General features: G+C 56.2%; 22 protein-coding genes. 10 read left to right on the forward strand and 12 right to left on the reverse strand.

The features are described 5' to 3' along the window. Positions 1 to 21: 21 nt before the first annotated feature. Positions 22 to 1635 carry an inorganic phosphate transporter gene (locus QMK58_RS06425; protein WP_053159515.1) on the reverse strand — a complete coding sequence of 538 codons (1614 nt, stop codon included), beginning with the start codon at positions 1633 to 1635 and terminating at the stop codon, positions 22 to 24. A 233-nt stretch (positions 1636 to 1868) separates the two neighbouring features. Then, complete coding sequence (locus QMK58_RS06430; protein ID WP_320396011.1) at positions 1869 to 2891, reverse strand: transporter; 1023 nt, start codon at positions 2889 to 2891, stop codon at positions 1869 to 1871. Positions 2892 to 3163: 272 nt separating this feature from the next. Here QMK58_RS06430 and QMK58_RS06435 point away from each other — a divergent pair, with 272 nt between their 5' ends. Beyond that, positions 3164 to 4789: a methyl-accepting chemotaxis protein gene (locus QMK58_RS06435; protein WP_320396012.1), complete on the forward strand. Its 1626-nt coding sequence runs from the start codon at positions 3164 to 3166 to the stop codon at positions 4787 to 4789. 188 nt (positions 4790 to 4977) lie between these two features. Here the strand turns inward: QMK58_RS06435 and QMK58_RS06440 are convergent, their stop codons facing one another. Beyond that, positions 4978 to 5286 carry a PepSY domain-containing protein gene (locus QMK58_RS06440; protein WP_053159508.1) on the reverse strand — a complete coding sequence of 103 codons (309 nt, stop codon included), beginning with the start codon at positions 5284 to 5286 and terminating at the stop codon, positions 4978 to 4980. A gap of 180 nt (positions 5287 to 5466) precedes the next feature. Then, positions 5467 to 6594, reverse strand: a complete 1128-nt coding sequence (locus QMK58_RS06445; RefSeq protein ID WP_320396013.1) for a glycerophosphodiester phosphodiesterase — start codon at positions 6592 to 6594, stop codon at positions 5467 to 5469. 217 nt (positions 6595 to 6811) lie between these two features. On the opposite strand from QMK58_RS06445, the gene QMK58_RS06450 reads away from it, so the two are divergent. Then, entirely contained in the window at positions 6812 to 7138 is a 327-nt protein-coding gene (locus tag QMK58_RS06450) for a DUF2025 family protein (RefSeq protein WP_053159504.1), read from the forward strand. Between the two features lie 181 nt (positions 7139 to 7319). Here QMK58_RS06450 and QMK58_RS06455 read toward each other — a convergent pair whose 3' ends face one another. Then, complete coding sequence (locus tag QMK58_RS06455) at positions 7320 to 7928, reverse strand: TetR/AcrR family transcriptional regulator (protein WP_320396014.1); 609 nt, start codon at positions 7926 to 7928, stop codon at positions 7320 to 7322. Between the two features lie 215 nt (positions 7929 to 8143). Here QMK58_RS06455 and QMK58_RS06460 point away from each other — a divergent pair, with 215 nt between their 5' ends. Further along, positions 8144 to 9202, forward strand: coding sequence for an MBL fold metallo-hydrolase (locus tag QMK58_RS06460; RefSeq protein WP_320396015.1), 1059 nt, complete (start codon positions 8144 to 8146; stop codon positions 9200 to 9202). Between the two features lie 46 nt (positions 9203 to 9248). Here QMK58_RS06460 and QMK58_RS06465 read toward each other — a convergent pair whose 3' ends face one another. Both QMK58_RS06465 and QMK58_RS06470 read right to left on the reverse strand, forming a co-directional pair. Continuing rightward, entirely contained in the window at positions 9249 to 9566 is a 318-nt protein-coding gene (locus QMK58_RS06465; protein ID WP_053159495.1) for a helix-turn-helix transcriptional regulator, read from the reverse strand. Between the two features lie 120 nt (positions 9567 to 9686). After that, positions 9687 to 10649 (reverse strand): hypothetical protein, encoded by a 963-nt coding sequence (locus QMK58_RS06470; protein WP_320396016.1) that lies wholly within the window; start codon positions 10647 to 10649, stop codon positions 9687 to 9689. Between the two features lie 125 nt (positions 10650 to 10774). Here QMK58_RS06470 and QMK58_RS06475 point away from each other — a divergent pair, with 125 nt between their 5' ends. Further along, entirely contained in the window at positions 10775 to 12550 is a 1776-nt protein-coding gene (locus QMK58_RS06475) for a SulP family inorganic anion transporter (protein WP_320396017.1), read from the forward strand. A gap of 64 nt (positions 12551 to 12614) precedes the next feature. Continuing rightward, positions 12615 to 12884 carry a type II toxin-antitoxin system prevent-host-death family antitoxin gene (locus QMK58_RS06480; protein WP_320396018.1) on the forward strand — a complete coding sequence of 90 codons (270 nt, stop codon included), beginning with the start codon at positions 12615 to 12617 and terminating at the stop codon, positions 12882 to 12884. A gap of 231 nt (positions 12885 to 13115) precedes the next feature. Here QMK58_RS06480 and QMK58_RS06485 read toward each other — a convergent pair whose 3' ends face one another. Continuing rightward, positions 13116 to 13625 (reverse strand): Bro-N domain-containing protein, encoded by a 510-nt coding sequence (locus QMK58_RS06485; protein WP_320396019.1) that lies wholly within the window; start codon positions 13623 to 13625, stop codon positions 13116 to 13118. 575 nt (positions 13626 to 14200) lie between these two features. Between QMK58_RS06485 and dcm the strand changes: the two genes are divergently transcribed. The 3 genes from dcm to QMK58_RS06500 all read left to right on the forward strand — a co-directional run bounded on the left by dcm (position 14201) and on the right by QMK58_RS06500 (position 17607). Continuing rightward, positions 14201 to 15637 (forward strand): DNA (cytosine-5-)-methyltransferase, encoded by a 1437-nt coding sequence (gene dcm, locus QMK58_RS06490; protein WP_320396020.1) that lies wholly within the window; start codon positions 14201 to 14203, stop codon positions 15635 to 15637. Between the two features lie 167 nt (positions 15638 to 15804). After that, positions 15805 to 17016, forward strand: a complete 1212-nt coding sequence (locus QMK58_RS06495) for a type II restriction endonuclease (RefSeq protein WP_320396021.1) — start codon at positions 15805 to 15807, stop codon at positions 17014 to 17016. Positions 17017 to 17175: 159 nt separating this feature from the next. Continuing rightward, a complete protein-coding gene (locus QMK58_RS06500) occupies positions 17176 to 17607 on the forward strand; it encodes a very short patch repair endonuclease (RefSeq protein WP_320396022.1) in 432 nt (143 codons plus the stop codon). Between the two features lie 144 nt (positions 17608 to 17751). Here the strand turns inward: QMK58_RS06500 and QMK58_RS06505 are convergent, their stop codons facing one another. The 4 genes from QMK58_RS06505 to QMK58_RS06520 form a co-directional block, all read right to left on the reverse strand. After that, the gene (locus tag QMK58_RS06505) at positions 17752 to 17976 is read right to left on the reverse strand and encodes a DUF2188 domain-containing protein (protein WP_320396023.1); all 225 of its coding nucleotides are present in this window, start codon (positions 17974 to 17976) and stop codon (positions 17752 to 17754) included. Positions 17977 to 18456: 480 nt separating this feature from the next. Continuing rightward, the gene (locus tag QMK58_RS06510; RefSeq protein ID WP_007978181.1) at positions 18457 to 19704 is read right to left on the reverse strand and encodes a ribonucleotide-diphosphate reductase subunit beta; all 1248 of its coding nucleotides are present in this window, start codon (positions 19702 to 19704) and stop codon (positions 18457 to 18459) included. 526 nt (positions 19705 to 20230) lie between these two features. Continuing rightward, positions 20231 to 20506, reverse strand: coding sequence for a hypothetical protein (locus QMK58_RS06515; RefSeq protein WP_053156074.1), 276 nt, complete (start codon positions 20504 to 20506; stop codon positions 20231 to 20233). A gap of 196 nt (positions 20507 to 20702) precedes the next feature. Then, on the reverse strand, positions 20703 to 20966 hold the full coding sequence (locus QMK58_RS06520; RefSeq protein ID WP_053156077.1) for a DUF2790 domain-containing protein: 264 nt from the start codon (positions 20964 to 20966) through the stop codon (positions 20703 to 20705). A gap of 474 nt (positions 20967 to 21440) precedes the next feature. On the opposite strand from QMK58_RS06520, the gene acs reads away from it, so the two are divergent. Both acs and QMK58_RS06530 read left to right on the forward strand, forming a co-directional pair. Next, complete coding sequence (gene acs / locus QMK58_RS06525) at positions 21441 to 23396, forward strand: acetate--CoA ligase (RefSeq protein WP_053156080.1); 1956 nt, start codon at positions 21441 to 21443, stop codon at positions 23394 to 23396. Positions 23397 to 24099: 703 nt separating this feature from the next. Then, positions 24100 to 24873 carry an ABC transporter substrate-binding protein gene (locus QMK58_RS06530; protein WP_053156082.1) on the forward strand — a complete coding sequence of 258 codons (774 nt, stop codon included), beginning with the start codon at positions 24100 to 24102 and terminating at the stop codon, positions 24871 to 24873. Positions 24874 to 24921: the final 48 nt, after the last annotated feature.

The raw sequence follows: 24921 nt of genomic DNA on the forward strand, positions 1-24921 counted from the left end.
CCAGCTCCTACAGGGGGCCATTTAGAACAACTGGGTGAACAACCAATACAAACTGCCCGACAGCACAATCGCCGCCGGCAAGGTCAGCACCCAGGCCATCAGCAGATTGCGGATAGTCTTCATCTGCAAGCCACCGCCATTGGCAACCATGGTCCCGGCCACGCCTGAGGACAAGACATGAGTGGTCGACACCGGCAGGCCGAACATGTCGGCAGCGCCGATGGTCAGCATGGCCACGGTTTCCGCCGAGGCGCCCTGTGCGTAGGTCAGGTGGGTCTTGCCGATCTTCTCGCCGACGGTCACCACGATGCGTTTCCAGCCGACCATGGTGCCCAGGCCCAGAGCAATGGCCACCGCGATCTTCACCCACAACGGAATGAATCGCGTGGAGTTGTCGATCTGTTGTTTGAACAGTTGCAGCTTGTCGCTGGTGTCGGCGTCGAAGTTGACGACTTTGTTCTTGTCCATCAGGCGAATGGTTTCGCTGGCCAGGTACATGTCGTTACGCACGTTGCTCACGGCTTCAGCCGGGACTTTCGACAGCGACCCGTAACCTTTTACTTCGGCGCCAATGCTACCGGTCAATGCGGCGAGCGCAGGCACCAGTTGCGGTGTCGCGTCTTTGCTTCGTACGTATTCGGACAGCACTGAGCGCGGGTCGGCGGGTGCCGGTTGCGGTGCCGCTTTCACCAGCGCTTGTTGGGTAACTTGCGCGACGGCAGCGAATTGCAACGCTTGATCGGCGGGCATGGCGCGGTTCAGTGCGTAAGCCATTGGCAGGGTGCCGACCAGAATCAACATGATCAGGCCCATGCCTTTTTGGCCGTCGTTGGAACCATGGGCGAAGGACACACCGGTGCACGTCAGGATCAGCAGGCCGCGAATCCACCACGGTGGCGGGGTATCGCCTTTGGGTTCTTTGTACAGCGCACGGTTCTTGACGAAAGCGCGCAGGGCCAACAACAACAGGGCAGCAAAGCCGAAACCGACCAAAGGCGAAAGCAGCAGTGCATAACCAATCTTGGTCGCCTGTGCCCAATCCACGCCGCTGGTGCCGTCGCGTCCATGCATCAGCGCGTTGGCAACACCGACACCGATGATCGAACCGATCAACGTGTGCGATGAGGACGCCGGCAGCCCCAGCCACCAGGTGCCAAGGTTCCACAGGATGGCCGCGATGAGCAGGGCGAAGATCATGGCGAAACCAGCCGATGACCCAACCTGCAGAATCAATTCCACCGGCAGCAGGGCGATGATGCCGAAGGCCACTGCACCGCTGGACAGTAACACCCCGAGGAAGTTGAAGAATCCGGACCAGACCACGGCGAAGTTCGGCGGCAGCGAGTTGGTGTAAATCACCGTGGCCACTGCGTTGGCGGTGTCGTGGAAGCCGTTGACGAACTCGAAGCCCAGCGCAATCAGCAGCGCCACACCCAGCAGCAGAAACGGTGTCCATGTGGTCACCACGGTGCCCAGTTCGCGCATGTCGTGCATCAGGCTGTAAGCGGTGAATAGCAAGCCGATGCCCAGTACGGCAAAAAACACCACGATAGTCAGCAAGCCGGGTTTTTTATCGAGTTGCAGCTTGGCGCTGCCAGCTGGCGCCGGGGAGGCGGTGAAGGAGGGGGTGGCCATGCCTGACATTCCTGAGAAGGGAAGGAGTGTTGGTCATGATCATTGCGAAATGTTACAGGGAGACTGCTTTAGGTCAGTGTTTGGGTTGTTTGCAATTCCGTTAATCTGAAATGCATTCCTGTAGGAGCAAGCTTGCTCGCGATGGTCGTGAACGATAACGCTTGAAACCTGGCACCCAGCGGTGCCGTTTGGTTTTTCGCGAGCAAGCTCGCTCCTACAGGTTTCACGGACGTTCAGTAATCCTGTCGCTTGCGAAATGCCCAGCGTCCGGCAATCACGGTGAACGTTGCCACCAGTGCCACCAGAATCCAGAATCCCTCCGGATCCTGGGAGAGCGGCACACCACCGACGTTCATGCCGAAGAAACCGGCAATGATGTTGATTGGCAAGGCCAGCACCGTCACCACCGTCAAGGTGAACAGCGTGCGGTTACTTTGTTCGTTGAGGTTGGCGGCAATTTCTTCCTGCAACAGCTTGATCCGTTCACCCAGCGCCGTGAGGTCATTGATGATCAGGGCAAACTCCTCGGTGGACTTGCGCAGCTCTTTCACGTCCTCCTTTTGCAGCCATTGCGGTGGACGGTTGAGCAGACGCAGCAATGACCCCGGCTCCAGCGCCAGCAACCGTTGCAGGCGCACCAGCACCCGACGGTTGGCCCCCAGCTCTGCCCGATTGGTCGACGGTCGCGAGGACAGCAATTGGTCTTCGACCTGATCCACGCTCAGGCTGGTCTTGCGCACGATCTGAGTCAGTACTTCGCCCTGGTCGCGCAGCAGATGCACCAGCAGTTCCAGAGGCGAACGAAAGCGTTCACCGGCCTTGACCGACGAGCGCAACTTATCCACCGAGTGCAGCGGTTGCAGACGCGCACTGATGATCAGACGGCTACGGGCGCATACCCATAACGTCGAGACATCGGAGGAGACCATGCTGCTGAGGTTGAACACTACATCGTTGACCACCGCCAGCAGCGCCGAGTCGACGTGCTCGATACGTGTCGAACGCGAGCCTTCGTGCAGTGCTTCGAAAAACTCATCGGGCAGCTCCAGATGACTTTTCATCCAGCGCTCGCACGCGGCGTGGGCGAGGTTCAGGTGTAGCCAGAGAAACTGCTCGTCGTCCTCCGGCTGTTGCAGACATCGCAACGCCTCGGCCGAGTCGATTTCCCGGCCGCGTTCACCTGGGCGAAAACTGAATCCATAAAGCAGGCCGAACAGATCGGGATCCCGATGGCTTTGATCGATGCTGTGATTCATGAGTGCTCGCAAAGGAAAGCGCCTGTCGCAGGTTTTACAGGTTCACCTGAGCGGCATCATCGCAAGCGCAGATGACGTTTTCATGACAGTAAAAAGACCGCAGTCGCAACGCTACCGGCGGTCGGTATTTTCTCAAGAACCGCTCTGGCACGCCGATTACGTTTGGGTCAAGTTGCGCGCCGACGGCGACCCGCCGAGACCGTAGACAAAGAAGTCCGGACATTTTCACGCCTTAACCGGGCGTGCCTCATTCCTGCCATGAGTACCCTTCGATGCTTTTGCAAAAGTCCCTGAGAACGCAAATTCTCGCCCTGCTGAGCGGTAGTCTGATCGCGACGCTGTTGATCGCACTGAGCTGCTTTCATTTTCTGTCCAGTGGTGTGCAGAACTACGCCAATTTGATCGAAGGTCCGCTGCATACCTCGCAATTAATCGATGAAGCCAACCTGCAATTCAAGGTGCAGGTTCAGGAGTGGAAAAACGTCCTGCTGCGTGGCAAGCAGCCGGCAGACCTGAACAAGTACTGGGCGCAATTCGAAGACCGACAGCGCGACGTGCAGAACATCCTTGGCGAACTGGCCGGACAAAAGGGCATCGAGCCGCAACTCAAGACCCGTATCGAACGCTTGCGTGACGAGCACCGTTTGCTGGGGGCGGCCTATCAGAAGGGTCGTGATGCCTTTGTGGCAGCAGGCGGTGACCCGGCGGCCGGTGACGCAGCGCTGAAGGGCGTGGACCGTGCGGCCAGCGATCAGATGAGCGAACTGGTCAGCGCGTTACGCAAGCAGGGCGCGGAGCAATCGACGCTGATCAGTGCCAGTGCCGATCGCACGGTATGGCTGGGCATCGTTGTCATGCTGGCCTCGGGGTTGTTGATTGGCCTGCTGAGCCTGTGGCTGGTCAATCGCAACCTGGTCGAGCCGATTCGCCAGTTGATCGATTATGTTGCCCAGCTTAGTCAGGGCCGTATCGCTGAGCGCGTGTCCAGTCACCGTCAGGATGAACTGGGAAAACTGGCAATGGCTGCCAACACACTGCGCGATTTTCTCGCTGAAACCTTCAGCCGTTTGCAGCGCAGTGCTTCGGACCTGGACAGCGCCAGCGGTGAGCTGAACTCGATTGCGACCGTGATGGCGGGTGGCACCAACGAGCAGTTCAATCGCACCGATCAGGTGGCCACGGCGATGAACGAAATGTCTGCCACCGCACAGGAAGTGGCGCGTCATGCGGCCGATGCAGCACGGGCAGCGGACGACGCCGACCAGAACGCGCAGCAGGGCGAAAAAGTCATGCAGGGCACGATTCACACCATCACCCAGATGCGCGGTGAAATCACCAACACTGCCAACGTGATCCGCCAATTGGAAACCGACAGCGGTCGCATCGGCAAAGTGCTGGAAGTGATCCGCGGCATTGCCGAACAGACCAATCTGCTGGCGCTCAACGCTGCCATCGAAGCGGCCCGTGCCGGTGAAGCCGGGCGTGGTTTCGCGGTGGTGGCCGATGAAGTGCGCAGCCTGGCCCAGCGCACGGCGGCATCGATCATCGAGATCAACCAGATCATTCAAACCGTGCAGACCGGCGCGATCGATGCGGCTCAGGCGATTGAAAGCGGACAGGCGCGCAGCGATGAAAGCGTTGAGCAAGTGACCCAGGCCGGTGCCATGCTGGAGCGCATCACCCTGGCCGTGGAGGCGATCCGCGACATGAATCGCCAGATCGCCACCGCTGCCGAAGAGCAGACCTCGGTGGCCGAAGACATCTCGCGCAACCTCACCGAGATCACCAGCATCGCCAGCACCAATCTGGATAACGTGCAGCGCACCGAAGCGGCGAGTCACAACCTGCATGGTTTGTCGGGGCAGTTGAATGAGGTGACGGCACGTCTGAGGGCGTGATGGCCTGAGTAGTCAAGACGAAAAAAGCCGCAAGATCGGAAGATCGTGCGGCTTTTTGTTGTGTGACAACATCACATTCTCACGGACCTTGCAGGAGCCGGCTTGCTGGCGATCCAGGCAACACGGACATCAAGTTTATCGCGTCATCGTTCATCGCCAGCAAGCCGGCTCCTACAAGGCGTTATGCATCAGTCGTCTTTTTTGTTCTTCAGGACTTCGCCGGTAGTAGCGTTCAGGTCCACGTCCCATTCAACATTCTGAGCGTCACGCAGTTCGACTTCGTATTCGTAAATGGTGGAGTGTTTGTCCAGGTCGCTGTCGGTAATGGTGGCGCCCGGGTGCAGCTTCATCACGATCTGATTCAGCTCTTCGAGCGGCTTGATCTTGCCGTCCTTGACCAGTTGAGGAATCTGATCGACGGGAACATCTTTGGCCTGGGCCAGGCCAGCAGTGAGCGTCATGGCTGCAGCGGTGAACAGGGCAGTCAGAGTCTTCATGGTGTCTTTCCTTGTTGAGCTGTTTAAGTGAGATCAGGTTAGCCGGTGTAACTTAATCCACCCTTAAATTTTCCTACATGTCTTGCATCAATAACTGTGGGAGCGTGGACATCAACGTTGATGTTGGAGCGGATGGCCCCTTCGCGGGCACACCACGCTCTTACAGATTTTGCGTCAGTCCTAGTAACCGTTGTTCTGCAGTACCTGCGTCACGCTGGCGGCGGCCGGGCGTTTGTAGAACTTCAGCAGTTCGCTGGCGCGGTTGGTGAAGATACCGTCGACACCGGCGTCCATGACTTTCTGGTAATCCACCGCATCGTCGATGGTGTAGACGTGAACCAGCAAGCCCTGTTCGTGGGTGTACTGGTTCATCCACGGTTGTACCAGGTCCGAGTAACTCTGATCGCCACCGTGGGTGAGCGCTGCGGAAGGGCCGGTGCCGATGGCGCCCTGGGTTTTGGCGTAGTCGACCCAGCGCTGGAACTCGGCTTTGTCCTTGGGGTGCTGTTTGGCATAGTAAGCGGCTTTGTCATGCTCACCGGACTCGGCAAACGAGACTTTCGACTCCGGCTCGATGCTGCCTTCTGCGACCCACAGCAACAGAATCTTCGGTACCTGAGGCATTTCCTTTTGCAGCAGTTCGAGGCTGCTTTTCTCGAAGGTTTGCAGGATCACCTTGCCTTTGCCCTGACCCACGGCTAGCTCGCTTTTCGCCAGTTTCGAACCGGCCGGGCTTAGCCAGCCACGGTCCTGCAGTTTCTTTTTCAGGTCATGCTCGATGCCGGGAAACTGCTTGGGCTCCTTGGTTTCGATGTACAGGCCAGGCTTGTGCAGCGAGTTGCCTTGTGCGATGTCGATGATTTCATCGAGGGTCAGAATTTTCAGGCCCACGTAGGACGCACGCGCGCGATCCGGGTACGCGGAGTTGAACCAGCTGCCGGCATCCAGGGTTTTCAGCTCGGCCATGGTGAACGCGTTGGCTGGGCTGTCCTTGCGCTCGGGGAACTTGCTGGCAACGTCGGAGGTGCGTTGCAGGTCGTTATCGTGCAGGGCGAACAGCACGCCATCCTTACTGCGTTGCAGGTCCAGTTCCAGGTAATCGGCGCCCAGATCGCGGGCGAGTTTGTACGCGGCGGCGGTGGACTCCGGGGCATCGAAAGACGCGCCACGGTGGGCAATCACTGCCGGGTGCGGGATGCCTGAACGCGAGGCCAGCGCTGCCGGGCTTGGCTCGCTGGACGCCTGTGCCTGGCTGAGGCCAAGCAGCATGCTCAGCAGCAGGGCGCTTTTAGTGATGGTTGAAGGCATGGTCGAGATCCTTTCGCGATGATTTTCAAAGACGTCCCTTTTAACAACTGAGCGTTGCGGGCGCTATCGCGAGACCGACATAAACCTGCTTAAAGCTGATGTTCGTCAGCACTTTTATGCGCCTGTTTGCAGTACGCTTGCTCGCAACTTCCCCGGCAGAGGGAAATCACCATGCCTGCTCTGCGTGTAAACCAACGATCACCCTGTGAGGTTTACCATGCGCATCACTTCCCAGCTCATCTGCCAGGCTGCCGACCAACTCAAGGGTTTCGTCGGCCTCAACCGCAAGACCGGCCATTACATCGTGCGCTTCAGTGAAGATTCGTTCGGCATGGACGTGGCGGATGACGGCATTATCCCCACTAGCGAGTTTGTCTGGGCTGTGGGCCCCTCGCAATCGATGACCCTCAAGCGTGAGTTGATTCAGTTACTGCTGGACCAGAACATCGATGACCGGATCAACATTACCCAACCGTTGCGGGTGTATATGAACCGTCGGGATGTGCCGGAAATTTCGGCGGTGCGGAGTTTGGTGCGGGGTTGAGGTTTTGTGATGATTGGACGGGCCTCATCGCTAGCAGGCTAGCTCCCACACTGGATCTGTGGCGCTCATAAATCCCCTGTGGAAGCTAGCCTGCTAGCGATGGCGGCCCGCTCTGAAATACATTGCAACGGTAAACTTGAGAGTCACGGCCGCTTTATTCAGCAGCCGAACTTGTCATTTATCACTGCTGGTAACAGGCCAGAAACATATCCAGCGCCGACTCCACCACCGTGCTTTGCATCTCAGCCGACAAGCTGGGCATGCCCATGGAAATCTGCGGCCAGAATGCAAAGGATTTGAGCAATCCATGAACCTGCTGCGCGGCAAACTCGGGAGCAACGGCTTTTAGCCGCCCATCGGCCTGAGCCGCACGAATCCACGCAGTCAGATTTTCTTCGCGTTCACCTATTCGGCAAACCATGCTTTGGGCGCGCTCGGGAGAATGGATGGTCGCAGCGATGGCGACTCGTGCCAGATCGAGAAAATTGTCATCGCTCAGCATTTGCAATTTCGCGATCAGCAATTGGCGTAATTGGTCGCGCAAGGGCTCATCAGGGCGGTAGGACGTTTCCTGTTCCGCCGTCACTCGTACCCATAACTGGTTGAGGATTTCGGCAAACAACTCTTCCTTGCTGGGGAAGTGGTTGTACACCGTGCGCTTCGACACGCCGGCAGTGGCGGCAATCCTGTCCATGCTGGTGATCTCGAAACCGTTGTCGCGAAACTCGGCAATCGCCGCCTGAATGATGGCTTCGCGTTTTCGGTCAGTGAGGCGCTGTGGAGCTGTCATAAATACGCTTCGGCAGGATGGACAGTAAAATTACACTCACCAGTTTACTTGGCATCGGCTTTGATGCAACCTTGAAACTACACTGTGCAGTGTAATGTTTTGTTAATCCTGCACAGTAAAAATAGAGTGTTCGGCTGATGCGTGCGTGCTTTGGCCATTTATCGTCCCAAAACGGAAAACCGCGTTGCATGCGTTTTTTCTGGAGTCATTCAGTCATGGCCAATTCAATGTCCCCGGCGGATAACGCCTCCACACCAGAAGCGTCCCGAAAGGCTCAAGGGCAGTACCAGAACCACACGCCAATTCAGCGTTTGAGCTTCGGTAAAACCATGGGCATCCTGTGGAACGCCATGTTTCACAAACCGCGCAACACTCGCCCGAGCGCACCTGTGCCGGTGCAACCCCTGACCCAAGAAGCGTTGATCGCCGCGCCGAACCACAGCGTCTACCGACTCGGCCATTCCACTGTATTACTCAAGCTGCGCGACAAATTCTGGATTACCGACCCGGTCTTCGCCGAACGCGCGTCACCCATTCAATGGGCCGGGCCCAAGCGTTTTCACCAGCCACCGATCAGCCTGGAAGACTTACCACCGATCGAAGCGGTGATCCTGTCCCACGACCACTATGATCACCTGGATCATGCGGCCGTGCTGAAACTGGCAGACAAGACCAAGCACTTCCTGACACCGCTGGGCGTAGGCGACACGCTGATCAAATGGGGCATCGATGCCAGCAAAGTCCGTCAATTCGATTGGTGGCAAGGCACAGAAATCGACGGCATCCAGTTCATCGCCACCCCGTCGCAACACTTTTCCGGTCGTGGGTTGTTCGACAGCAACAGCACCCTTTGGGCCTCATGGGTGATGATCGACGGCGATACGCGAATCTTCTTCAGCGGCGACAGCGGCTATTTCGATGGCTTCAAACGCATCGGCGAACAGTACGGCCCGTTCGACCTGACCCTGATGGAAACCGGCGCCTACAACGTCGACTGGCCGCACGTGCACATGCAACCCGAACAAACCCTGCAAGCCCACCTCGACCTCAAGGGCCGCTGGCTGTTTCCGATCCACAATGGCACTTTCGACCTGTCGACCCACGCCTGGTACGAACCCTTCGATCGCATCCTGGCCCTGGCCTGGGAACGCAACGTATCGATCACCACGCCGCAGATGGGCGAGGCGTTCAACCTGATGCATCCGAAGCGTGGTGAGGCTTGGTGGTTGGTGATGGAAGAGGAGAATGAACGGGTGGTGGTGCAGAACACGTGAGGTACTGCATCGGGCCGCTTGCTGTTTAGCGGCCCGCGCCAAGCGCTCATTCGACCATCGCAAAATCCGCCCGCCCAACCGGGTTCGGCGTAGACCCTCTCACATTCATCCCGCGCCCCGGTGCAAACCCCGGGAAGAACACCAGTCCCTCAGATTCAAACCGATAGGCCAGCGCCAACCGTGTGACATCCAGCACGTCCTGACGCGCCTCGAAGCGTTCAATCGCATTTGCCGAAACACCGGCTTCACGGGACAACGTCTCCACACTCCAGCCCAGCATCGCTCGGGCCTGGGCGCAGTGGGCGGGGGTGAATTGGAAGAGGGCGATACGTTCCAGGGTGATTTTCATCGCTTGAGAGGCCATGGTGTTCTCCGGGCTCGAGAGAGTTGATTCAAAATGCACTGTGTTTTTGTACAGTTGTTTTGAGCCCGAATCAAATGCAATTTTTGATTTTTCATTTCAGCCAGACAAACGGCACGGCGCTTATTTGTCCGCCAACCCCGGCGCCTCCCGCACGATAAAGTGATCCAGATTCTCAATGTTTGCGCTGAACACCCCGAACGTCTGCTCGGGGTTTTTCTTGCTTGGCACCTGCTTCAACTCCGGCGTCACGCCATAGAAGAAGCAATACAACGCCTGCCCGCTCTCGATCGCATGCTTGATCTCCTCGAGGAACGCCTTGCGCTTGCGGTAGGTGTCGATCAGCTTCTTGCTCAGGTAAACATTGACCGAATATGGCTTCTTCTCGAACCAGACCTTCTTCTCGAAATCGATACGAAAGCTTTGGGTGTAGTCCTTGATCTGCTTGATCTTGCCCCAGTAAATCAGGCCCTTGTTGTCTTGCAGGTATTCGATTTTCTTGAAGAACGACGCATAAGGCGCCGTGTGCTCACCAATCTTCAGTGGCATGCGCTTGAGCAGTTCCTTGTCTTCGAAATTCGACACGAAACACTCTACCGGATGGACGAAGACGCTGGTCTTGTCGGGGGCGGAGTCGCGACTTGGCTGATCGGTGTTGCTGATCGCCGAAGGAACCACGGGCTCATCCCGTTGAACGTCTGCACTTCCTGCTGGGCGGGACGGCTTGCGCACATATTCGCGTCGAGTCAGTAACAATTCCGACGGGAAATGTTCCTCACGGCTGTCATCCGTTTCCGCGTCCACACCCGACGCTGGCGCCTTCAGGCTGACATAAGGGCAGCCATCGGCATGCCGCGTTGTCGGCAGGTTCTTGAAGTGCGGCGTGCGTACGTAATTCACATTCTTGGCGTTGAGCGTCCCCAGCTCATTCGCCACATCGAAGGCTGCGCGACAGGCATCGTTGGGGCACTGGAAGTGTTCCTTGGCCGAGTCGAACGCCACCGTTTCGTCAAAATTCAGATCACGTACGTCATAGATCGACAACTTGTCGTTGAGGCTGAGGCAGTAGGCGAGATCGAATTTCATGGTGGGGTTCTTTGGCCTTTAAGTGATCAGCTTATGGCGCGTTCCGGGCAATAGCTACACTCAGGTCATTTCGCCGCCGCTGTGCACGGTTGCGGCATGACACACTGATTATTAAGGGCGAAACCATGAGCCAGACAGATGATTCGCCTCCACTCCCGGAACCGGGCCGGATAGCCCGCAGGGATGAACAGACCGGTTGGCGCCGTTGGCTGCCGGGGCTGATCATGCTGCGTGAGTATCAATTGAGTTGGTTGCGCTACGACATCGTGGCCGGCCTGGTGCTGACCACGATGCTGGTGCCGGTCGGCATTGCGTACGCAGTGGCCTCGGGCGTGCCCGGCATTTATGGCCTGTACGCGACCATCGTTCCGCTGCTGGCCTACGCCTTGTTCGGCCCCAGCCGCATTCTGGTGATGGGGCCGGATTCCTCACTCGTAGCGGTCATCCTGGCAGTCATCATTCCACTCTCCGGGGGCGACCCACAGCGCGCCGTCGCGTTGGCGGGCATGATGGCGCTGGTCTCGGGGGCGGTGTGCATCCTGGCCGGTCTGGCGCGCCTGGGATTCATCACCGAGCTGCTCTCCAAACCGATTCGCTACGGCTACATGAACGGCATCGCGCTGACCGTATTGATCAGCCAAATGCCGAAAATGTTCGGTTTCTCGATTGAGTCCGACGGCCCATTGAGAAACATCTGGGCCATCGTTACAGCGGTGATGGACGGAAAAACCAACTGGACCACCTTTATTGTGGGCGCGCTCACCCTCGCGGTCATCCTGCTACTCAAACGCTGGCCGCGACTACCGGGCATCCTGATCGCCGTGGTTGGCGCCACCATCGCCGTGGGCGTCCTCGACCTGGCGACGCGCGCCGGTGTGTCGGTTCTCGGCTCACTTCCGCAAGGCTTGCCCGGGTTCGCCATCCCCTGGATCACCCGCGCCGACATCGTCCCTGTGTTGATCGGCGGTTGCGCCGTCGCCCTCGTCTCGTTCGCCGACACCAGCGTGCTCTCCCGTGTTTATGCGGCGCGCACCCGCACCTACGTCAACCCGAATCAGGAAATGGTGGGCCTCGGCGTCGCCAACCTCGCCGCCGGTTTGTTCCAGGGCTTCCCCATCAGCAGCAGCTCGTCCCGAACCCCCGTGGCCGAAGCCGCCGGAGCCAAAACCCAACTGACCGGCGTGGTCGGCGCACTGGCGGTTGCCTTGCTGTTGGTGGTCGCACCGGACCTGCTGCAACACCTACCGTCCAGTGCACTGGCCGCCGTTGTGATCGCCTCGGCCATCGGCCTGATCGAAATCAGCGACCTGCGCCGGATTTACCGCATCCAGCGCTGGGAATGCTGGCTGTCGATCGTCTGCACCGTCGGCGTGGCCGTGTTCGGCGCCATCGAAGGCATCGGCCTGGCCATCGTGATCGCGATCATCGAATTCCTCTGGGACGCCTGGCGCCCATACTCCGCCGTACTGGGCCGCGCCGATGGCGTAAAGGGCTACCACGACATCAAACGCTACCCCGACGCCCGCCGAATCCCCGGCCTGGTCCTGTTCCGCTGGGACGCCCCACTGTTTTTCGCCAACGCCGAACAATTCAACGACCGAGTCCTGGACGCCGTCGCCGCATCCCCCACACCCGTGCGCTGGCTGGTGGTCGCCGCCGAACCGGTCACCAGCGTCGACGTCACCTCCGCCGACATGCTGGCTGAGCTGGACGACACGTTGCATGCGGCGGGTATCGAGTTGTGCATTGCCGAGATGAAAGACCCGGTGAAGGACAAGCTGAAGCGGTTCGGGTTGTTTGCACGGTTGGGGGAGACGGCGTTTTTTCCAACGATTGGGACGGCTGTGGATAGTTATGTGGCGAATTATGGGGTGGGTTATGAGGAGGGGGATGGGCGTTGAGATATGGTTAGCTAGTGGTACGCTTTCAGCGTTTACTCGGGTTGCTAATTCATGGAGGTGTCAGGTGACTGAACGGGTTCAAGTAGACATGCGCGAAGCCAAATCCCAGCTTACTCAACTTGCTGAGCGGGCATGGCATGGCGACGAGGTTGTGATCTTAAAAGACGGCAAGCCTTACGTGGACCTGCTCCCTCACGTCGATACCACTCGGCTGCGCAAACCGGGGCGGTTGAAAGGGAAAATTCGGATGACGACGGATTTTGACAAAACTTCCGAGGATATCGTTGAGGAATTTGAGTGCATTTGTGAAGGGACAGAACACTATAGTTTCTAACCCACCACAGATCCCTTGTGGGAGAGCGCTTGCTCGCGACTCCCAACGTCAACTCAGTACCCAAGCCAAGCACCCCACCTGTGGCGAGGGGGCTTGCCCCCGTTGGGCTGCGAAGCGGCCCCAAAGCCAGCCAACGCGGAGCATCAGACAAACCGAATGGTGCGGATGACGATATGAGCGCAAAACAAAAAATCCACTGCCTGCAATTCAGGCAGTGGATGGGGCAAACAATCAGTATCCACGCATTACCCGTGATGCCTTCCGCCACCAGGATTCACGTCGATTGAAAGGATCATCTGCCAGCACGCACGGCATATCCCGCAATCGAATCCACGGCTCATCCTGCCAATGCAACATACAGAGCGACATCTTCGGCCAATCGAGCACACTCAACGTCGGACGCTCCACCATACGCGACGGCTGCGCATCACGCAGCGCAGGCACCACCTGATGAGTCAGCCACTCCCGCAGCAATCGATTCTCAGGGCAATAGTGATAAATCAACAACGCATACGCACCTGACTCGCTCACCATCAAACGCTCTTTGTCGGTGCCATAGACCTCGACGAGCATCATCTGCCTCTGGTCTGCATCCAGCTTGCGCGTCATGCGTTCATCAAGGTGCTTACCCATCAGTCGTCCTAGATCATGCGCGCAGAACCAAGCCTGGTTCTCTACAAGAACGGCATGCATATGGACGTTGTGACGGGTGAAAAGGTTAGGTTTGAGTGATTCAGCCATGGTGTGCCTCCTGGAGCGGAAGCGCGTGGTTGGATCTGTGGGCAGGGTGATTCACCTTCATCGTGAAGGTCGGATAGTCAGGCATTTCCTTTACCTCTGGCTGCTTTCTTAGGGCATTCGTTAAGGGTGTCGGGAGCTAAGAAACCCACCAGAGACGGGCCGGACATATTCCCCTTTCGGGTCTTGTATTCGCCCACTCCCGACATAACGGGGATTTTCTCGCAGGCGTAGAGAAACCGCAGACGAAAAAAAGCCGCATGACTGTCGGGTGCGGAGGACCGCTCTGGTTTGTAGAGTTTCTTAGGCTCGGAGCTGAGGGTAGGAGGATCACGGGCAGTCGTCAACCAGCGACTTTTCCTAACGCATGTGAAACAAAACGAAATCTGGACAACGGCGTGGAGTAAATTATGCTGTGTTTATATCCAGTACTCGGTTGCCATTGATCTTTGCCGTTACCCACAATCCCTGTCCCTAGGATTCAACTCGGATTCTAGGAAATTTCATTTACTTTGAAATTTGCGGGGCTAGAATGGTGACCATTCGTCACAGTTTTGACCCAGAGGAATTTCGGGCTCATGAATCTTTTTGAAACACCATCTTTTGAATCCTTGAGCGAAACGACCTCGGCTTCCCATGACCTTGACTCTCATCCTGTGACTGACCTTGCGCTGCTGCACAAGCTGTTGGAGATCTACGATCAGGGGCAGTTGGCCGAAACTCTCAATGATGTAAGCCCGAGCCACTGGTGCCGTGAAACTATTAATCGTTGGATAAAAGGAAAGGCCTCGCCGAAGCTGTCCCATATCGAGTTCACTCGTTTGAAAGATTTGTTGCCCAAGCGCTTGAACCATAAACCTTCCTTCACCTTTATCGATCTCTTCGCGGGTATCGGCGGTATCAGAAAAGGGTTTGAAGCCATCGGCGGTGAATGCCTATTCACGTCCGAATGGAATAAGTACGCGGTCAAAACCTACAAGGCGAACCACTTCTGTGATCCGGCTCGTCACCGCTTCAATCTTGATATCCGTTCGGTAACGCTTTCAGACCAGCCTGAAATCAGTGACGAGGAAGCCTACAAGAACATTGATCGAGAAATTCCTGATCACGATGTCCTGTTGGCGGGTTTCCCATGCCAACCGTTCTCGCTTGCAGGTGTTTCCAAGAAGAACTCATTAGGGCGAAAACACGGTTTCGAATGCGAGACCCAAGGAACTCTGTTTTTCGATGTAGCGCGGATTATTGCCGCGAAACGGCCGGCCGCATTCTTGCTTGAGAACGTGAAAAACCTGAAAAGCCATGACAAGGGCAACACGTTCCGAATCATTTGCGAAGCGCTGGACGAGCTGGGTTATGAGGTGGCAGATGTAAACGCGCCGAAGGGCTCTGATCCCAAGGTCATCGATGCCAGGCACTTTGTTCCACAACACCGCGAGCGAATCGTGTTGGTCGGTTTTCGTCGTGACTTGAACGTCCACCAAGGATTCACACTGCGTGACATCAGCAAGCACATACCGAAGCAGCGACCTAGTTTTGGTGATCTGCTTGATAAGGATGTGGATGAAAAATACATCCTCACGCCAAAGCTTTGGGATTATCTCTATCGCTACGCTGCTAAGCATCGCGAGAAGGGCAACGGCTTTGGCTTTGGTTTGACCGGGCCAAACGATGTGGCTCGCACCCTCTCGGCGAGATATCACAAAGACGGTTCGGAAATCTTGGTTGACCGTGGGTTCGTGGAAACTTTGGACTTCAACAGTGAGTTGAATCAGCTTAATCGTCCACGCCGGCTCACTCCTCATGAGTGTTCGCGTCTGATGGGCTTCGACAAGCCGGGGGAAAGCGAATTTGTGATTCCTGTGTCCGATACCCAAGCGTATCGTCAGTTCGGAAACTCGGTTGCCGTCCCTGTTTTTGAGGCTGTGGCTCGGCTGATGAAGGACCGAATTTTAGCTGCGAAAGAAAAAACTGCTGATAAGGAGCAACCTCAATTGGAGTTTGCTCTTCCTGAGTGATGAGTCGTACATCTCTATTTGGATACTTTTGAATTAAGGCTCGTTTGGTGACTCAGGCCTTTAAGTCGTGACAGAATTTCTGAGTCGGAACATCTCGCAGAAGCAATTCTGCGAAGCTTCCTGACATACTTTCATTTCGACTCCCAAATTGTTCAGCGACCTTACCCATGACAACCTTTTCGCAGTGGATTGAAGACAAGAATCAAGATGAATGGTGGATATTCATCAAGCGACTTTCGGCCAACGACACGGGACTCACGGGGGGCAACGGGGTAGGTATTTATGTGCCCAAAGCGGTTATAGACATAGCGTTACCGTCCATTTCTAGCACTTGTTGTATGAATCCTGACTGCAGTCTGACGGCGCAGATCACCTCTCATGGTTTTCCAGAGCAGACGCTGAGAGGTATTTACTACAATAACCGCCATTTTGATGGTCCAGGGTCACGAAACGAACACCGTTTGACGAGATGGAATACAGACGTTAAAAACAGTCCCGCCCAAGATCCCGAGAACACGGGGGCATTAGCGATTTTTGCATTTCATTTACCTCATTTCGGTCGAGACTCCGAGTTTTTGGATATCTGGATATGCAAAAGCTTGGAAGAGGAAGAGTTTGTCGAAAACAAGATCGGTGAAGTAATTCCCGGCAGTTCGCTTTTTGACAGAGGTGACAGGCTGTTTGCTGGCTTTGCTCCGAGTCCGGATAAAAAGCCTAGCAATGTTGTGATTCCGATTGCTTGGGAGGATAAATTCCCTAGTGGCGAAGAGATTATTACCTATTTACTTGCAGTGTTTCGTTCTGCGAAGACAACACCTGATGAGCTCATTCTCGAACGGCGAGACAACGAATACAAACTGTTCCGTCAGATTGAAGAATTTCACATACTGCATCAAGTCCAGAAGGGATTTGGTTCGGTCGAGGAGTTCATGCAGATGGCGAACTCGGTCAGCAATCGCCGCAAATCAAGGTCGGGAAAGTCACTTGAAATACATCTTGAGCATCTCTTTCAACAATTCGGGCTTGTGGCGTTCAGCACTCAGTGCAAAACAGAGGGCAACAAGCGGCCTGATTTCATCTTCCCTTCATGCGCCGATTATCATGACCCTGCGTTCCCCGATCAGAATTTGCGTATGCTGGCTGTCAAGACAACCTGCAAGGACCGCTGGCGCCAGGTTCTAAATGAAGCCAACAGGGTGGACAGAATTCATCTGTTTACTCTTCAAGAGGGCGTTTCTCCTCACCAATTCGCCGAGATGAAGGCTGCGAACGTCAAGTTGGTGGTGCCTAAGCCATTGCACACGAAGTACCCGGATGAAGTTCGTGACAAGCTTATGACGTTGAGCGATTTTATTGTGGAAACCAAAGATCTACGCTAGGGCACCTAGACTTTGAAGTCTTCAGAGGATGCTAGGGATGCTAGTTTCAGGTCGCTAATCATCCGTAACCAAGGAGGGGCGTCCATTTCACGAGCCCTAATCTGATGAGGTTGGCAGCTAAATCTAGGTTGGCAATGAGGTTCTCCAGGTAGAGCTGAAATGGACATAGTTGATTCTGCAACTCGCTCTAGGATGATGTCCGGCATTCGCGGTAAGAATACGGTCCCGGAAATGGTGGTCAGAAAATTCCTGCATGCTCGAGGCTATCGGTACCGAGTCCATCGGAGAGATCTTCCGGGTAAACCTGATATTGTACTTTCTGGTTTGAAAGTCTGTATTTTTGTCCATGGTTGCTTCTGGCATCGCCATCCGGGTTGCGTCTATTCAACGACTCCGAAGACGCGCCCCGAATTCTGGAACGAAAAATTTCAGAAGAATGTAGTGAGAGATTCAGCCAACATCGATGTTCTTGAAGCTGCTGGCTGGAATGTTTTGATTGTCTGGGAATGCCATCTTAAGAATGATCCCGACACTTTGGAGAGGCTGGCGGAGAAATTGCGTGTTATTGCCTCTGGTCATTCAGCAAGCTGATTACGTAGGCAGCGCACACTCAAAGGTTGGAACCGGGCCAGCACTGATGGTGGGCGCGAATAGCGCTATTCTAGGTAGGTGGGATAATTCGAGAGCGTTGTCTGTTCAGCTAGCAAGGTGTCGGCTCTTCCTTGAGCCGATCGATTAGCCCTTGGGAGGAAACGGATCATCTCCGTAGGTGTTACGTTCTCTAATTTGCCCATTCTGTCCATGAATGAACATTTCGCTTCCTTGGTTTTTTGCGATCTCGCGCGCGAGCTCAATAGCTTCCGCTTGCGTGTTCACAACCTTTGTTGCCCTTGAGTTGCCCGCGCCTTTGACGGCCCATTCGTCTCCATGTGGAACGACATGCTGATTTTTCTTGGACATGATTAAAACTCTCTCAATGTGGATGTCTGAGCATTGGCAAAACTGCCTAGCCTTTTGGAAACAAGATTTCGTGCGAAACCCTGTCTCCGACGATCAGCCGTTGACACCGCTCAAAGGTCGTCCATAATCACGCCCCGCATTTCCCAAATGCTTTCGTGATTGTGGGTTCCCCCCGATTACGGCCCGTACGGGTGGGCTTTTTTCACCTGTACGGTCAAGACCCACAGCATCCGCTCGAACGGTTGCTGTGGGTTTCTTGCTTTTGTCCCCCAAATCTTTTTCGCCATCTCTCGATAGCAGACGTTGAGGCTCTACTCTTAGCGACTTCTGTGCTAGATGCTTAGTGGTTAACAGTCGTGCGCCAGAAACATTGAGCCGCCGCTATCGCAATGACTGCGGCTCCGCTCTGACTTATTTCTCATTCAAAAAAGTACGATGGGCTAAAAAAACACGTCGTTTCTTTAGGCAATGCACTCGGAATCAATCCCAGCTAAGCGCCCCACCAGTCTGATACTCAATAACTCTTGTCTCAAAGAAATTCTTCTCTTTCTTCAAGTCCATGATCTCGCTCATCCAAGGGAACGGATTCGTAGTCCCCGGATACTCTTCCTTCAAACCAATCTGGCTCAAACGACGGTTAGCGATGAACTTGAGGTAGTCCTCCATCATCGCCGCGTTCATGCCCAGTACGCCGCGAGGCATGGTGTCACGAGCGTATTCGATTTCCAGTTGAGTGCCCTGCAGGATCATCTGCGAAGCTTCTTCCTTCATTTCGGCATCCCACAGGTGTGGGTTTTCGATTTTGATCTGGTTGATCACGTCGATGCCGAAGTTCAGGTGCATGGATTCGTCGCGCAGGATGTACTGGAACTGCTCGGCGACGCCGGTCATTTTGTTGCGGCGGCCCATGGAGAGGATCTGGGTGAAGCCGCAGTAGAAGAAGATGCCTTCCAGAACGCAGTAGTAGGCGATCAGGTTGCGCAGCAGTTCTTTGTCGGTTTCGACGGTGCCGGTTTCGAACTTCGGATCGGAGATCGAGCGGGTGTACTTCAGGCCCCAGGTGGCTTTTTTCGCGACCGATGGGATCTCGTGGTACATGTTGAAGATTTCGCCTTCATCCATGGCCAGCGATTCGATGCAGTACTGGTAGGCGTGGGTGTGGATCGCCTCTTCGAAGGCCTGGCGCAGGATGTACTGGCGGCATTCCGGGTTGGTGATCAGGCGGTACACGGCCAGGACCAGGTTGTTGGCAACCAGGGAGTCGGCGGTGGAGAAGAAGCCGAGGTTGCGCATTACGATGCGGCGCTCGTCGTCGGTCAGGCCTTCCGGGTTTTTCCAGAGGGCAATGTCGGCGGTCATGTTGACTTCTTGCGGCATCCAGTGGTTTGCGCAGCCGTCCAGGTATTTCTGCCAGGCCCAGTCGTACTTGAACGGCACGAGTTGGTTGAGGTCGGCGCGGCAGTTGATCATGCGCTTTTCGTCAACGGCGACACGGGCGGAGGCGCCTTCGAGTTCGGCCAGACCTTCGGCGACGTCGAGCGAGTCCAGTGCAGCTTTGGCGCGGGCCACGGCGGCGGAGTCGGCAGCGGTTACGGCGCGGGCTTCCAGGGCGGCGGCACCGCCGGCGCTGTCGAGACGGTCCATGTTGGCTTCGGTGGCGTGGCCAGCGTTAGCGCTCTTGACTGCTACTTCCGTGTCTTCTTTGTCGAATTCGTCCCAGCTCAGCATGACGTGTCGTCTCCTGCGTGAGGGCCAGTGTGCCCGTGTGAAAATGGATGGTTGGTTTTTCACACAGCCGTACTGGCCGCGTTGGATCTAAAGGAATCGTTTTTTGCAGCAGCTATACGCAGGCATCAAACAGAATTTTGTACGGGGTTCCGAGAGCCTCTGATGGGCGCAGCAAGCTTTGATCGCTTGTGCGGGGCTTCAGACTGGCTTTTCATCCCTGTAAGGGGATATTGCAGGCCCGTTTAAGGCCGCATTATAAGGAAGTTTTGCCGGCTGTGGTGCGGCGAAATGGCTTACAAATCGGTTGACGGGGACGGTTTTTCGATCGGAGTGAGGGTTTACAGGGCTTTGCACGAGGTTGGCGGGGGAAGATTTTTTTTCTTAATTTTTTGCCGCCGATTATTTTTGTTCAAGAAATAACCAAAAAAGGCTTTTTTCACTACATCTTGTGTTTAGGTGGGGTTTTCTCAGGCTCCAGACACAACTAAGCCCGACCGAAGTCGGGCTGTGAAGTCACGCTGGCGGATCAGCTCAGGCGAGCGGCACCGACGTGATCAGCACCATCGGCGGCGAGGCGGGCAGCGCCAGTGTGGTCGGCGCCGTCGGCGGCGAGTTTGCCTGCACCGACGTGATCGGCACCATCGGCAGCGAGGCGGGCGGTGCCGGTATGGTCAGAACCGTCGGAGGCGACAGCTGCTTCAGTGGTGTAAGCCGCTGAGCCGGTGCGGTCATAACCATCGGCAGCGAAGGTGTTGGCAGCCAGGACGGAGAGGGTCAGGGCGAGGATCAGTTGGGTTTTCATGGTCGTTGCTCCAGTTTCGTAAGCGTTGTTTGTGTTGGGTTGCAGTTGATAATACGCCGACTCATTCGATTAAAAAGCGCAAATAAATGCTTAAAGTAATCGAATTAATCGATCATTAAGGTTCGGCACTGCATCTGTCTGATTGCGGCAGGTGGGTCGAACCTTTTGGAGGGGAGGGGAGGGGTGAAGCGGGAGATCAGCCGTTGGAGCAACCGTTGCCCATCATGCTGTATCGCAGGATGTGCCGTTGGCCTTGGGAGTCTTCGTATTCCATTTTCATCGGCACTACTTCACACACGTTAGGCGCTTCGCTCATGGAGATCACTTTGGCGATGTCCAGGTGGGTGGAGTAGGTGTATTCCTCTATGGCCGGTTGTTGCTGCGCGACATCAGTCGGGACCTCGTTGGCCATGGCGGTTGCGCACAGGCTGCTGAGGGCCAGAACTAATAAAGCTTTCATTTCGGATTTACCTTTTGGAGGTCGAAAGGGGGCACGCAATCTTTTTGGGATTGCGTGTGGAGCTTCGGTATCAGGGGTTTTGATTAACTGCCTTCGTGGGGGCTGCAACGTGGTTAATCAGGTTGCCTTGTTGGCGAAGTGGATTTTAGGGGTGAGTGCTTCAGGCATATAGCCGTGGTTTTGATAAACACTTTTGACAGATCCTGTAACAATCCCTGAATAGCCTCTTCTTTTGTAGGAGCGAGCGTGCTCGCGATGAGCCAGAGAGAACTGTGGGGTGTCAGATTGGGCGCGTTATCGTTGATGACCATCGCGAGCAGGCTCGCTCCTACAGGTACCGCGGTGTTAGAGGGTTTGAGGGCTTATCAGGGCAATTTGTAGGGACTTGTTACTACCATCGTCGAATGGTTCTATAGGGCTGGCCCGGCTACAACTGGGCCATACAAAAACAACTATTCCACCGAGGTAAGAAAGATGAGTGCGGCTTCCCTGTATCCCGTTCGTCCCGAGGTTCTGGCTAACACGCTGACCGACGAGGCGACCTACAAGGCGATGTACCAGCAGTCGGTCGTCAACCCCGACGGCTTCTGGCGCGAGCAAGCCAAGCGCCTCGACTGGATCAAGCCTTTCACCACGGTGAAGCAGACGTCCTTCGACGATCACCATGTCGACATCAAATGGTTCGCTGATGGCACCCTGAACGTTTCCTACAACTGCCTCGACCGTCATCTGGCCGAGCGCGGCGATCAAGTGGCAATCATCTGGGAGGGCGACGACCCTTCCGAAAGCCGCAACATCACCTACCGCGAACTGCACGAACAAGTGTGCAAGTTCGCCAACGCCCTGCGTGGTCAGGACGTACACCGCGGCGACGTGGTGACTATCTATATGCCGATGATCCCCGAAGCCGTGGTCGCCATGCTGGCCTGTACCCGGATCGGCGCGATTCACTCGGTGGTGTTCGGCGGTTTCTCGCCGGAAGCCCTGGCCGGTCGCATCATCGACTGCAAATCCAAAGTGGTGATCACCGCTGACGAAGGCATTCGTGCCGGCAAGAAGATCCCGCTCAAGGCCAACGTCGACGACGCGCTGACCAACCCGGAAACCAGCAGCATCCAGAAAGTCATTGTGTGCCAGCGCACCGGTGGCGAAATCAAGTGGAACCAGCATCGCGACATCTGGTTCGAAGACCTGATGAAGGTGGCGGGCACCGTGTGTGCGCCGAAAGAGATGGGCGCCGAAGAAGCGCTGTTCATCCTTTATACCTCGGGCTCGACCGGCAAGCCGAAGGGCGTGCAGCACACCACTGGCGGCTACTTGCTGTACGCCGCCATGACCCACGAGCGCGTGTTCGACTACCGTCCGGGTGAAGTCTACTGGTGCACCGCCGACGTCGGCTGGGTCACCGGCCACAGCTACATCGTCTACGGCCCGCTGGCCAATGGCGCGACCACGCTGCTGTTCGAAGGCGTGCCGAACTATCCGGACATCACCCGGGTGGCGAAGATCGTCGACAAGCACAAGGTCAACATCCTCTACACCGCTCCGACCGCGATCCGCGCGATGATGGCTTCGGGCCAAGCCGCTGTAGAAGGCGCCGATGGCAGCAGCCTGCGCCTGTTGGGTTCGGTCGGCGAGCCGATCAACCCGGAAGCGTGGGATTGGTACTACAAGAATGTCGGCAAGTCCCGCTGCCCGATCGTCGATACCTGGTGGCAGACCGAAACCGGCGGCAACATGATGAGCCCGCTGCCGGGTGCTCATGCGCTCAAGCCGGGTTCTGCGGCGCGTCCGTTCTTCGGCGTGGTGCCGGCATTGGTGGACAACCTGGGCAACATCATCGAAGGCGAGGCCGAGGGCAACCTGGTGATTCTCGATTCGTGGCCTGGCCAGGCGCGGACGCTGTTTGGCGACCATGACCGCTTCGTTGATACCTACTTCAAGACCTTCCGCGGCATGTACTTCACCGGTGACGGTGCGCGTCGTGATGCTGATGGTTACTACTGGATCACCGGTCGCGTGGACGACGTGCTCAACGTGTCCGGCCACCGTATGGGCACCGCCGAGATCGAAAGCGCGATGGTCGCTCACCCGAAAGTCGCCGAAGCCGCCGTAGTCGGTGTGCCGCACGACATCAAGGGGCAGGGCATTTATGTCTACGTCACTCTCAAGAATGGTGAAGAGCCGAACGAGCAGCTGCGCCTGGAACTGAAAAACTGGGTGCGCAAGGAGATCGGTCCGATTGCTTCGCCGGATGTGATCCAGTGGGCGCCGGGGCTGCCGAAGACCCGTTCGGGCAAGATCATGCGGCGGATTCTGCGCAAGATCGCGACGGCTGAGTACGATGGGTTGGGCGACATTTCCACCCTGGCCGATCCGAGCGTGGTGCAGCATTTGATTGATACGCACAAGACGATGAATGTCGCGTAAGCGCTGATTCTGAGTCACTGAAAGCCCCGTCAGGTGATGAGCCTGGCGGGGCTTTTTTGTGCCTGAGGGTTTTGTGTTGCTGGGCTGGCCTCATCGCTAGCAAGCTAGCTCCTACAGGGGATTTTTTTGGGGGGGAGGTTTTTGGCGCGACACAAAACCATTGTGGGCGCTAGCCTGCTAGCGATGGCGAGCTTTTCGACACCACATCAACAACAGCCAATAATTATCGGCATCGCTCGTGGGAACATTCCTGCTGTTACCTGCGTTCTTTCAAGTTACTTAATGTGTAACCGCATCGACCCAGCACGGGGCATTGGGAAACGCCAAGCCCCGTTTCAGGGCCTCAAAACCACCGGAAAAAAATAAGACTCTACGCTGCGCTTGCCGGATTAGAAGGGTTTGCCAATAATAGGCCCGCAACTTGCTATATAGATCGGTTCACTGTCTTTTGCTCTCGCATGATTTTGCAGGGCTGTCAACGCGCTCAAACGGCTTTCTCGGTGCTTCTGTAATTAGTTGTCGCATTGAAGAAATATCGGCTTACGGCCTGTCGTTAGAATGCCGATCACTCGCTCGTCGTTGCCCGTGTTGAAATTCAACGCCCGCTTCCCAGGACGCAGCACTGTTTTGCGGTTCCACTCATTCGCATATTGGGCTGTCGCTCACTCTGCCGTTTTAGCCCTTTACCGATGGAGTTCCCAAGATGAAGAAACTCGTGCTGCTTGGCGCCCTGGCACTGTCCGTGCTGTCCCTGCCAACCTTCGCCGATGAAAAGCCTCTGAAAATCGGTATCGAAGCGGCTTACCCTCCATTCGCTTCCAAAGCACCGGACGGCAGCATCGTCGGCTTCGACTACGACATCGGCAACGCCCTGTGCGAAGAGATGAAGGTCAAGTGCGTGTGGGTCGAGCAAGAGTTCGACGGTCTGATCCCGGCGCTCAAAGTGCGCAAGATCGACGCGATCCTGTCGTCCATGTCGATCACTGAAGACCGCAAGAAGTCCGTGGACTTCACCAACAAGTACTACAACACTCCGGCACGTCTGGTCATGAAGGCCGGCACCCAGGTCAGCGATGGCCTGACCGAGCTCAAGGGCAAGAACATCGGTGTGCAGCGCGGTTCGATCCACGAGCGTTTCGCCCGCGAAGTCCTGGCCCCGCTGGGTGCCGAGATCAAGCCATACGGTTCGCAGAACGAAATTTACCTCGATGTGGCCGCCGGCCGCCTCGACGGCACCGTGGCAGACGCTACGCTTCTGGATGACGGCTTCCTGAAGACCGACGCCGGTAAAGGCTTCGCGTTCGTCGGCCCGGCATTCACCGACGTCAAATACTTCGGCGACGGCGTAGGTATCGCGGTTCGCAAGGGTGACGCGCTGAAGGACAAGATCAACACCGCGATCGTGGCCATTCGCGAGAACGGCAAGTACAAGCAAATCCAGGACAAGTACTTCGCCTTCGATATCTACGGCAAGTAACACGACACGTCCGAAATGGCGCAAGCAGCAGGATTTCTGAGGTTTGCG

It is taken from the genome of Pseudomonas sp. P8_241, from assembly GCF_034008315.1.
In the GTDB taxonomy this organism is placed as follows: domain Bacteria; phylum Pseudomonadota; class Gammaproteobacteria; order Pseudomonadales; family Pseudomonadaceae; genus Aquipseudomonas.